Here is an 8494-nt window from a genome sequence, read left to right as displayed (position 1 = left end):
GCAGGCCGCGCCGGCGCGGCCTGCGGGGCCGCGCCGGCCGATGGTTCGGGTTTGGCTTCGACCGAGCGCGCCGACGGCGCGCGCTGCATGGCCGCGCCGGCGCGCGGACGCTGGCTCGGCGCGACGACGATGCCGAGCATGGCGCGGAAGGCGTCGATGCTTTGCGGCCGGTCCTGCGGCAGCACCGCCATGCCCTTGTCGATGGCGGCCAGCAGGTCGGCCCCGAAACCGGCCGGCGCGCGCTCGGCCAGCGGCGTGGTCGGGTCCTTGACCATGCGCGCGATCGAGGTCGCGGGCGCCTCTTTGACGATCGCGAAATACATCAGCGAGGCCAGCGCGTAGATGTCGGTCCAGGCGCCCTGCGCGAGCGAGGCGTCGCCCGAGTATTGTTCGATCGGCGCGTAGCCGGGCTTGAGGATGACCGTCAGGCCACGCGTCATGTCGCCGATGATCTGGCGCGCCGAGCCGAAGTCGAGCAGCACGGCCTCGCCGTTCTCCTGCACGATGATGTTGTCGGGCGAGACGTCGCGGTGCAGGATGTTCATCGTGTACAGCATCTCGAGCGCCTCGAGGATCTGGCGCATCACTTGGCGGCACCAGGCGTCGGTGACGAGCTCCGGGTTGTGCGCGACGATGTCCTTGATGGTGCGTCCGTCGTAGTAGCGCATGGCGGTGTAGGCGGTCTGGTTCTGCTCCCAGAAGCGGTGCACCTTGACCAGCGACGGGTGGTCGAACTGGGCCAGGAAGCGGGCCTCGTTGATGAAGCTCTTGAGGCCGACGTTGAAGGTGTCCTGGTGGCGCGCTGCGCGCACCGCCACGCTCTGGTCGCCCGCGCGCGCGGCCAGCGCGCCGGGCATGTACTCCTTGATCGCGACGCTGCGCTGGAGCGCGTGGTCGAACGCGATGTAGACGATCCCGAAGCCGCCCTCGCCGAGGATGCCGGTGATCTCGTAGTCGTCGAGGCGGGTGCCGATGCGCAGGCAGTTCTCGCTGCCGGTGCCGGGCGGGTTGACGCTGGTGCCGCTGAACAGGTCGGTCGGCCTCATCACGCGCCGGCCCGCGCGTGGAGCCGGATCGCGTACACCGAATGGTTGTCGCGCGCCTTGTCGGAGGCCTGCGCGTTGGCGTCGGCGATCGCGCTCATGGCGGCGAGCCAGTCGTCGCTCGAGCCGGTCGACGACAGCGTGCGCTCCATGTCGGGTTCGAGCAGCCATTCCCAGAAGCCGTCGGTGCACAGCAGGAAGGCGTCGCCGTCCTCGAGCTGGTGCACCTCTTCGCTCACCGCCACCGGGGTGCCGCCCTCGGCGCCGACGGCGGCGAACAGCAGGCTGCGGTGCGGATGGCCGCGCAGCTGGTCGGCCTGGGCGAAGCCGGCGTCGACCAGTTGCTGGGCCACGCTGTGGTCGTGCGTGACGCAGCGCAGGCGGCCCTGGCGGAACAGGTAGATGCGGGTGTCGCCCAGGTGCGCCCAGACCGCGCGCCGGTTGCTCAGGTCGAGCAGGACGGTGGCCACGGTGGCGCTCATGTCCCGCAGCCGGGCCTCGGTCTTGCGCACCTCGGCCACCACCGCCACCGCGTGCTCGACGTACGAGAGCAGGGCGCGCGTGCCGAACGCCGACTCGCCCAGGAATTTGTCGAGCACCGCCTCGAGCACGGTGCGCGCGGCCACCTCGCCGCCCTGGTGGCCGCCGGCGCCGTCGGACATGACGAAGCAGGCCATGTCGTCCTGCTGGGCCAGGCCGAGCGCGTCCTCGTTGGACTCGCGCATGCCGATCGCGCTGGCCTTGCTCCACGACAGCGTCAGCGCGTGCGCCTGCGGCGCTGCCAGCGGCTCAGCCACGGCGCGCGGCGCGGTCGTTGAAGTTCTCGACTTCCTTCTCGTAGGCGGCCAGGAAGTCGGCGCCGAACAGGGTCTTGAAGTTGTCCTGGGCGTCGCCGGCGATCGCCTCGTAGCTCTGCACGTAGAGGTCCCACAGCATCGCCTTGCGGCGCGACGGCATCAGGCCGTCGAGCGCGCTCGGCGCCTCGAGGCCGGCGTCGAGCTTGTCCGGGTCGAGCCGCTGCATCATCGCGTCCATGCTGGCGCGGGTGCCGGCGACCACCCCCATCTGGTGGCCGCGCAGGTCGTGGTAGGCGTCGTCGATCGCCTCGAGCGGCTCCATGAAGCCGGGCATCTTCTTGCGCAGCATCTGGGTCAGCACGGTCTGGCTGTCGGGGAAGAACTTGAGCGGATTGTTGTTGCGCACCACCACCTGGGTGACGTCGGCCTTGACCACCTGCTTGACCAGCGAGCGCAGCGTCAGCAGGTCGATCGCGCCCTGCACCGAGCCGGCCATCAGCTTGCCCAGCAGCTCCATCAGCTCCGGGGTCCATTCGGCCGAGATGGCGTCGCGCGGGATGCGCGCGCCGCGCAGGAAGGCCGCCTTGAGCGCGGCCAGGTCGGCGCTTTCGGGGGGCGCGCCGTCGGCCCGCGCCCCGGCGGCGCCCGCGTGGGCGGGCCCGGGTTCGGGTTCGGGTTCGGCCTCGGGCATCACGAACGCGGCCTCGAGCGGGTCGGGCGCGGCCGCCGGGGGCGCCTGCGCCGCCGGGGCCGCCTGCGCCATCAGGGAGGCGACCTCGTCGGTCGACAGGATGAGGGTGTGCTCGACCTGGGTGGCCAGCAGTTCGAGCGGGAGCACCTGCGGCGGCTCGGCGGCGGGCGCCGGGGCCGGCGCGCTGGGCTGCCGGGGCGGCTGGGCCGCGGCGGCGTCGGGCGTGCTGATCTGGGGTTCGGCGCCGTCGCCGGCCTCGTCGGCCACCTTTTGCACCTCGAGCAGGTAGCGCCCGATCAGGATGCGGTCGCCAGCGCGGATCGCGCTTTCGTTGCCGGCTATAAATTCCTGGCCGTTGATGTAGATCGGCGTCGCATCGCTCAGGTTGATCATGAAATGGCCCGAGTTGTCGCTCCAGACCGCGGCCTGGAAGCGCGACACCTCGTGCGCGGGATCGGGCAGGACGAGGAAGTTGTCGTTCCTGCGTCCGATGGTTTTTCGTTCCCTGCCGAACAGCGCCGAGACGGGCACGGAGGGGACCACATTGTCATACGAGGCGACGGAGATTTTGATCATCAGCGTAAACTAACCAGAAATATAGGGTGGTGCAACCAAGAATGGACGGCCTTCGAATATAGCGATGTTTATTCCCAGCAATAATGCCAGAATTGGCGCGCGTGTGCATGATTCCGGCGTCCATACTTGCACATTGTTGCATACAAGGGAATAGGGCGGCGGCCGCGGGCGCGGCTATGGTGTGGGCGCCGTGGTGTGGGCGCTGGGGGCGCTGGGGGGCGGCGGCGGGCGCCGCCGCGCGGGTCAGGCGTCGATGAAGCGCATTTTGAAGCTGCGGCCCTTGATGTTGCCGAAGTCCGGCCCGAGTTTGTTGCCGGCGGCGAGGCGCGCGAAGGCCTTGTCGGCCACCGTGCGTTCGAGCGCGACATAGGTCATGAACTCGAACACGTTGATCTTGCCCACCTGTTCCTTGCTCAGGCCGGCGTCGCCGGTCAGCGCGCCGAGCAGGTCGCCCGGGCGCAGCTTGTCCTTTTTGCCGCCCATGATGCACAGCGTGACCATCGGCGCCGGCGCCGCGCCGGCCAGGTCGTCCTCGAGTTCGTCCAGCGCGTGCCAGCGCACCGGCGCGCCCTGGTACTCCTCGATCAGCTTGACCCACTTCTTCTCGTTGGGCGCGCACAGCGACAGCGCCAGGCCCGATTCGCTGCCGCGGCCGGTGCGCCCGATGCGGTGGATGTGCACCTCGGTGTCCTTCGAGACGTCGACGTTGATCACGGCGCCCAGGTTGGCGATGTCGAGCCCGCGCGCGGCGACGTCGGTGGCCACCAGCACCGAGCAGCTGCGGTTGGCGAACAGGACCAGGATTTCGTCGCGCTCGCGCTGTTCGAGTTCGCCGTACAGGGCCAGCGCCGAGAAGCCCTGGGCGCGCAGTTCGGCCGCCAGCTCGCGGCAATGGACCTTGGTGTTGCAGAAGGCGAGGGTCGAGACCGGCTTGAAGTGTTTGAGCAGGCGCCCGACCGCCAAGTCGCGCTCGTCGAAGCCGATCTGGTAGAAGCGCTGCTCGATCTGGGACGCGTCGTGCTGCGACTCGACGATCACCTCGACCGGGTTGGACAGGAACGATTCGGTGGCGCGCCGGATGTCGTCGGGATAGGTGGCCGAAAACAGCAGGGTCTGGCGGCGCGAAGGGCAGGCGCTGACGATGCCGGCGATTTCCTCGTAGAAGCCCATGTCGGTCATGCGGTCGGCCTCGTCGAGCACGAGCGTCTGCACATTGTTCAGTTGCAAGGTGCCGCGGCCGAGGTGGTCGCGGATCCGGCCCGGGGTGCCGACCACGATGTGGGCGCCGTGTTCGAGCGAGGCGATCTGCGGGCGCATCGGGGCGCCGCCGGTCAGGGTCAGGATCTTGATGTTGCCCTCGCCGCGCGCGAGGCGGCGCAGCTCGCCGGCGACCTGGTCGGCCAGTTCGCGCGTCGGGCACAGCACCAGCCCCTGCACCGCGAACCAGGCCGGGTTGAGCTTGTGCAGGATCCCGATGCCGAAGGCGGCGGTCTTGCCGCTGCCGGTTTTGGCTTGGGCGATCAGGTCGCGCCCGGCCACCACGTGCGGCAGGCTCTTCTCCTGGATCGTGGTCATCATGTGGTAGCCGAGCGAGTCGATGTTGGCTAGGAAGGGGGCGGTCAGCGGCAGGGTCGAGAAGGCGATTGGATTCATGGTGGCGGGGCCGGCAAAAGGGCGGTGGAAGGGGGCAGCGGAATGGGGGCGACTGGAACCGGCCCAAGTCTAACAGGCGGGCGGGCGCGGTGGTCGGACGCGGCGCCGCCGAGGGCCGCGCCGCCGGTTGCGCCGGGGTCAGGCCGCGGCCCAGACCGGCAGGCCGCTCAGGTCGGTGTTGTCGTCGCGCCGCCACACTGGCAGGCCGCTGGTGTCGGTCGGGTCGAGCAGTTCGAGCTGCTCCTGCTTCAGGCCGGCCTTGCGCGGGCGCGGCGTGCGCGTCGACGGCGGCTGGGGCGGGGCCGCCGCGGTCAGCGGCGCGAGCGGCGCCATTCCAAAGCCGGGCAGGTCAAACGTGGCGTTATCTTTTTTGTCTCTCATGTCGTTCTCGCGCCGGCGCGGCGGTCGGAACCGGGCGCGCCGCTAGCGGGGCCGCTTATGGTGCTTGAGGCAGCGGCCCCCTTTCAAGTAAATCCCGTGGCGCGCCGCGGCCGCCGCAAAAAAGGCGCCGCAGAAAACAAAAGCCCGGCTGCAGGAGTCGGGCTCAATGTTCACACTGTGTTTGGTTGCGGGGACAGGATTTGAACCTGTGACCTTCGGGTTATGAGCCCGACGAGCTGCCAGACTGCTCCACCCCGCAGGCGAATTGTAACAGCTGGCGGCCGGCCTTGCAATGGAGGCGCTTGAATGAGGGCAAAGGCGGGGGCGGCGCGTGGCGATGCGCTTGCGGCGTGAACGCGGCGTTAAATAAAAAAGCGGTGGCGAACAAAAAAGCGGTGGCGAACAAAAAAGCGGTGGCGAACAAAAAAGCGGTGGCGAACAAAAAAGCGGTGGCGAACAAAAAAGCCGCGCTCCTGTTTTGGAGGGCGGCTTTAGCTGCTGCATGTTTGGTTGCGGGGACAGGATTTGAACCTGTGACCTTCGGGTTATGAGCCCGACGAGCTGCCAGACTGCTCCACCCCGCAGTCGGATTATATAACAGATCAGCGCTCCGCGCAAACCGGCGCGCGCGCCGCGCACCGGGCCTGGATCAGGCCTTCGCCACGAGGCGCCACAGGGACGTCACTTCGGCCGCGCGCGCCGCGTGCAGCGGGTCGTCCGCGTCGCTGGCGCGCGGGTGGGTCGGGCGCACGTCGTGGCGCGCGACCAGCGCCAGGCCGCCGGCCTCGAACAGCGCCAGCAGTTGCTCGCGCGGGCGCAGTCCGAGGTGCTCGGCGAGGTCGGACAGGATCAGCCAGCCCTCGCCGCCGGGCTCGAGGTGGGCGGCCAGGCCGGCCAGGAAACCCTTGAGCATGCGGCTGTCGGGATCGTAGATGGCGCTTTCGATCGAGGCGCTCGGGCGGCCGGGCAGCCACGGCGGATTGCACACGATCAGGTCGGCGCGGCCGGCCGGGAACAGGTCGGCCGCGATCAGCTCGACCTGCGCGCCGAGGTCCAGGCGCAGCAGGTTCTCGCGCGCGCAGCTAAGGGCGCGCGGGTCGGTGTCGGTGGCGAGCACGCGCGCGAGGCCGCGCCGGGCCAGCAGCGCGGCGAGCACGCCGGTGCCGGTGCCGATGTCGAACGCGAGGCGCGCGCGCGGCGGCAGGGGCGCCTCGGCCACGAGTTGCACGTATTCGCCGCGGATCGGCGAGAACACGCCGTAGTGCGGATGGATGCGTTCGCCGAGGGCGGCGATCTCGACCCCGTTCTTGCGCCATTCGTGCGCGCCGATCAGGCCGAGCAGCTCGCGCAGCGAACTGACGAACGGCTCCTCGCCGCGGCCGTAGGCCTCGTTGCAGACGAGCTTGACGTCGGGCGCGCGCCGCAGCGGGATGGTGTAGTCGGCCTCGAACGGCACCAGCAGCATGGCCAATGTGCGGGCGCGCTGCGACTGGGCCTGGCGGTGCAGGTGGAAGGCCTCGGCGGCGCTGGCGGGCGGCTTGGGCGCCTTGGCGCGCTTGCCCTTGTCGCCCTTGTGGTCGGCGCGCCGCGCGAGCGCCTGCAGCAACTGGCGCGCGTTCTGGAAGTCGCCGCGCCAGAGCAGGGCGGTGCCCTCGCAGGCGAGGCGGTAGGCCAGGTCGGCGGGCGTCTTGTCGTCGGCGATGACGACCCTTTTGGGTGCCGGCATGCCGCTTTCGGAGCGCCAGCGGGCCGAACGCTGCTCGCCCGCCTCGGTCCAGCTGATGCGTGCCGCTTCCGGCGCGGCGCCCGTCACGCCGGCCTCCGCGGGAGGGTCGGTGAGGCGGCGCGCGCGGCGCGGGTGGCGTGGAGTCGGGGCATGGGGCTCAGTCGGAAAAAGGGAAGGCGCCGGGGCGCCGGCTGCGTTGATGCTGCGTTGATTGAAGTTACAGGGGCGTGCGCGATCAGTGGTGGTGCGACCATTGGCCGTCGGCCGAGGCGAGGTAGGACGCGACCGCCTCCTTGCTGCCGGTGGCGTGGCGTTTGAGTTCGCCGCAGGCGCACAGGCCCTGGTAGGGCTGGATGTGCGAGCAGGCCGAGACCTTCTGCAGGAAAACTTTGACGGACTTGGCGCATTTTTCGCACTTGAAGGTGAGGGTACGGGCGGGCTTAAGCATGATGGCGCTTCCTGGGTTCGGAAAAACGCGCATTTTATCACCCGCCCCGCCCCGGCGCCGCCGGCGGCGCAACGGGCAACGGGGCCCGGTCCACCCATGCAACCAAGAAACAATTCACATTCGGGGTCAGACCCCGGTTACGGAATTTTTCCCCTAGTCCAGTTGGGTTCATAGGAGGGAAACCAAAAATTACGGAAAATTTCGTAACTGGGGTCTGACCCCGGTTTGGGAATATTTCATGATTGAGGCAGGCTTTTTTGTTGCAGAGCTATTGCTGCACGGTGACGCTGCTCGTGCCGCCGCCGTTCGGTTGCACCAGGATGCGCGTCGCGATCCGGTCCGTCATCTCCTGCACGTGCGAGATCACGCCGACCTTGCGGCCCATCGATTGCAGGCCGTCGAGCGCGTCCATCGCGATGCGCAGGGTCTCGCTGTCGAGGCTGCCGAAGCCCTCGTCGATGAACAGCGATTCGACCCGCACCCGGTTCGACGACAGCGAGGCCAGCCCCAGCGCCAGCGCCAGCGAGACCAAAAACGATTCGCCGCCCGAGAGCGAATTGACCGAGCGCACCTCGCCGCCCATGTCCAGGTCGCGCACCAGCAGCCCGAGCGAGGGCCCGGCCGCGCCGGGGACGCGCTCGAGCCGGTAGCGCCTGGCCAGCTGCCCGAGGTGGCTGTTGGCGTAGCCGAGCAGCACGTCGAGCGTGAACTGCTGCGCGTAGTTGCGGAATTTCTTGCCGTCGGACGATCCGATCAGCTCGCTAAGCTGGCCCCAGCGCCGCTCAACCACCTGCTGCTGCGCCAGTTCGCCCAGGATCGACGCGGCCTGGGCCCGGCGGGCGTCGTCCTGCGCCAGTTGCAGGCGCAGCGCGGCCGCCGCCTCCTGCGCCGCCGCGCGTTCGGCCTGCACCGCGTCGAGCGCCGCCGCCGCCGCGCCGGCGCCCTCCACGCCCTCCGTTCGCGCCAGCTCGGCCGCGTGCCGCTCGCGCTGGCCGCGGCGTTCGGCCAGAACCGCCGCCGCGTTCGCCTCTGCGCCGTCAAGCGCGTTCAACTCGGCGCGCTCGCGCGCCATCTGGCCGGCCGGCTGCGCGAGCATGGCGGCCAGTCCGGACCGGGCCAGCGCCTCGGATCCGGGGTGGTCCGCGCCGAACGCGCCCAGCCAGGCGGCCAGCTTGTCGG

At 69.7% G+C, this 8494-nt stretch carries 8 protein-coding genes and 2 tRNA genes; all 10 read right to left on the bottom strand.

Translation table 11 applies throughout. The features are described 5' to 3' along the window. Positions 1-1046, bottom strand: a 1046-nt coding sequence (locus C7C56_RS07460; RefSeq protein WP_146204331.1) for a serine/threonine protein kinase, incomplete at its 3' end; no start/stop codon positions are given. After that, positions 1046-1840, bottom strand: coding sequence for a PP2C family protein-serine/threonine phosphatase (locus tag C7C56_RS07455; RefSeq protein ID WP_229458344.1), 795 nt, complete (start codon positions 1838-1840; stop codon positions 1046-1048). The genes C7C56_RS07460 and C7C56_RS07455, both read right to left, overlap by 1 nt. Continuing rightward, entirely contained in the window at positions 1833-3107 is a 1275-nt protein-coding gene (tagH, locus tag C7C56_RS07450) for a type VI secretion system-associated FHA domain protein TagH (protein WP_106756819.1), read from the bottom strand. The genes C7C56_RS07455 and tagH overlap by 8 nt, the downstream gene beginning before the upstream one ends. Positions 3108-3350: 243 nt before the next feature. Next, positions 3351-4760, bottom strand: coding sequence for an ATP-dependent RNA helicase DbpA (dbpA, locus tag C7C56_RS07445; protein ID WP_106756818.1), 1410 nt, complete (start codon positions 4758-4760; stop codon positions 3351-3353). Between the two features lie 138 nt (positions 4761-4898). Then, positions 4899-5141: a hypothetical protein gene (locus tag C7C56_RS07440; RefSeq protein WP_106756817.1), complete on the bottom strand. Its 243-nt coding sequence runs from the start codon at positions 5139-5141 to the stop codon at positions 4899-4901. A gap of 182 nt (positions 5142-5323) precedes the next feature. Then, positions 5324-5400 (bottom strand) — tRNA-Met (locus C7C56_RS07435). 248 nt (positions 5401-5648) lie between these two features. Then, a tRNA-Met gene (locus C7C56_RS07430) sits at positions 5649-5725 on the bottom strand. A 65-nt stretch (positions 5726-5790) separates the two neighbouring features. Continuing rightward, positions 5791-6867 carry a methyltransferase gene (locus tag C7C56_RS07425; RefSeq protein ID WP_106756820.1) on the bottom strand — a complete coding sequence of 359 codons (1077 nt, stop codon included), beginning with the start codon at positions 6865-6867 and terminating at the stop codon, positions 5791-5793. 235 nt (positions 6868-7102) lie between these two features. Further along, positions 7103-7315 carry a hypothetical protein gene (locus C7C56_RS07420; protein ID WP_106756816.1) on the bottom strand — a complete coding sequence of 71 codons (213 nt, stop codon included), beginning with the start codon at positions 7313-7315 and terminating at the stop codon, positions 7103-7105. 268 nt (positions 7316-7583) lie between these two features. Continuing rightward, positions 7584-8494 (bottom strand): SbcC/MukB-like Walker B domain-containing protein (locus tag C7C56_RS07415; RefSeq protein WP_267874672.1); only part of this gene is annotated, 911 nt, incomplete at its 5' end.

The sequence above is a fragment of the Massilia glaciei genome, assembly GCF_003011895.2.
Lineage (GTDB): Bacteria > Pseudomonadota > Gammaproteobacteria > Burkholderiales > Burkholderiaceae_D > Telluria_A > Telluria_A glaciei.
Note: the sequence above shows the minus strand (reverse complement) of the source record. Positions and strands in the feature narration are given on the sequence as shown.

What these genes read in the sequence shown, in the direction of transcription:
- tagH (WP_106756819.1), bottom strand. Translation starts at nt 3,107, where the DNA reads ATGATCAAAATCTCCGTCGCCTCGTATGACAATGTGGTCCCCTCCGTG.
- dbpA (WP_106756818.1), bottom strand. Translation starts at nt 4,760, where the DNA reads ATGAATCCAATCGCCTTCTCGACCCTGCCGCTGACCGCCCCCTTCCTA.
- C7C56_RS07440 (WP_106756817.1), bottom strand. Translation starts at nt 5,141, where the DNA reads ATGAGAGACAAAAAAGATAACGCCACGTTTGACCTGCCCGGCTTTGGA.
- C7C56_RS07425 (WP_106756820.1), bottom strand. Translation starts at nt 6,867, where the DNA reads ATGCCGGCACCCAAAAGGGTCGTCATCGCCGACGACAAGACGCCCGCC.
- C7C56_RS07420 (WP_106756816.1), bottom strand. Translation starts at nt 7,315, where the DNA reads ATGCTTAAGCCCGCCCGTACCCTCACCTTCAAGTGCGAAAAATGCGCC.